Consider the following 1,635-nt stretch of genomic DNA (forward strand, 5'->3'; position numbering starts at 1 on the left):
GTTCTCTTGCTTCCCTTTGCATTACGAGGAAAACAATTACGGATGATCGTATGGAGGGAATAGCAAATGAACACAAATCCTGAACAAACCATTTATATTATTTCTGGTCCTTGCGGTGTAGGCAAGTCCACCCTTGCTAAGGAACTTGCGAATCAATTGGAGAAAAGCGCACTCGTTGACGGCGATCACTTTCTAGAAATGTATGGAGAAGGATCTGAACCCCCCTGGGAAGAAAGATTAAACATCATGTGGAAAAATATCGTTTCCACTACACAAACACTCATTCAGCATGATTTCAATGTCATCATTGATATTATCGTTGAAGATGAATTGGAGTGGTTCTGCCAACATTTTTCTCATTTGAATGTAAAAGTTAAATATATAGTGTTACTTGCTGATAAAGATCGTTTGATTGAACGTATCCAAAAACGCGGGGATACTTACTTAATTGACCGCTCGTTGTTTCTGCTGAAACAACTTGAAAATACACCAGAAAATAAACTGCATCTGTACGACACAACCAATAAACAACCCCATGATATTTTAATGGATATTATGAACAGCTCTAATTTTGATTTAGATATTTCATAGTGCTACCGTAACTATTTTTGTATTCTTGCAAAGTATAGGTCTTTTCAAAAATTTATTCATTACATATCAAAAGGAGGATTACCATGACCAACCCTGAAATCCCAGCTGTTCCCGACGTTTCACTTGTAAGCCGATTGATTGCGTACCAATTTCCGCAATGGGCAAACCTCCCCCTTATACGGTTCAACTCTACCGGAACTGTCAACGCAATTTATAGACTCGGGGAAGAAATGGTTGTCCGGTTCCCCCTTGACGAAAGAGGAGCTCTGCAGCTGCAGAAGGAACATCACTGGCTGCCGAGTCTTGCACCGCGCCTGCCACTTGCCATTCCTACCTCGCTCGCGGCAGGCAGACCAACGAAGGACTACCCATGGCACTGGTCTGTTTATCAATGGATCAAGGGTGATAACGCAATCGAGGGGCACATTGACAATCCATACCAAGCAGCTGCCACACTAGCTAATTTCGTCACTACACTGCAAAGTATTGATACTGCCGGCGGCCCGCCACCCGGAGATCATAACTTCGGACGCGGCTTCCCCCTGGCAATGCGAGACGAAGGTGTTCGAGAAGTGATGACAAAACTTCATAATACAATTGATACGGCTGCGGCAACCTCAGCATGGGAATTATCTCTCCATGCTCAACCATGGCAAGGTCCTCCCGTCTGGATTCACGGGGATCTCCTTGCAGGGAACCTGCTTGTTGAAAATGGCCAATTAAGCGCAATAATCGACTTTGGAGGCCTTGGCGTGGGAGATCCAGCATGTGACTGGATGTTCGCTTGGAATTTGCTTAATGTCGAAGAAAGAAAAAAGTTGCGCAGTAGCCTATCAGTTGACGATTCAACCTGGATACGCGGGAGTGGCTGGGCATTGTCAGTAGGACTGTTTGCGCTTCCTTACTATCAAACCCGTAACCCTGTTTTTGCTGGCGTTGCCCGACGTCTAATTGATGAGGTTCTCGCAGATTACAAGAAAGGCTTACTATAAAGACGATTTTTACTTGCAGTTAAATAAATAAGAAGTATTTATACTACAGAGC

Annotated in this window: 2 protein-coding genes; both read left to right on the forward strand. The window is 44.0% G+C overall.

What is annotated here, in order from left to right; translation table 11 throughout:
* Nucleotides 1-66: 66 nt before the first annotated feature.
* Nucleotides 67-591: an AAA family ATPase gene (locus WB217_RS06155; protein ID WP_423991654.1), complete on the forward strand. Its 525-nt coding sequence runs from the start codon at nt 67-69 to the stop codon at nt 589-591.
* An 83-nt stretch (nt 592-674) separates the two neighbouring features.
* Nucleotides 675-1,583 carry an aminoglycoside phosphotransferase family protein gene (locus tag WB217_RS06160; protein ID WP_423991656.1) on the forward strand — a complete coding sequence of 303 codons (909 nt, stop codon included), beginning with the start codon at nt 675-677 and terminating at the stop codon, nt 1,581-1,583.
* The last annotated feature ends 52 nt before the right edge of the window (nt 1,584-1,635 follow it).

Source organism: Mesobacillus sp. (assembly GCF_049588175.1).
Taxonomy (GTDB): domain Bacteria; phylum Bacillota; class Bacilli; order Bacillales; family Cytobacillaceae; genus Mesobacillus.

Coding starts and splice junctions, on each gene's coding strand:
- WB217_RS06160 (WP_423991656.1), top strand. CDS start 675: ATGACCAACCCTGAAATCCCAGCTGTTCCCGACGTTTCACTTGTAAGC.
- WB217_RS06155 (WP_423991654.1), top strand. CDS start 67: ATGAACACAAATCCTGAACAAACCATTTATATTATTTCTGGTCCTTGC.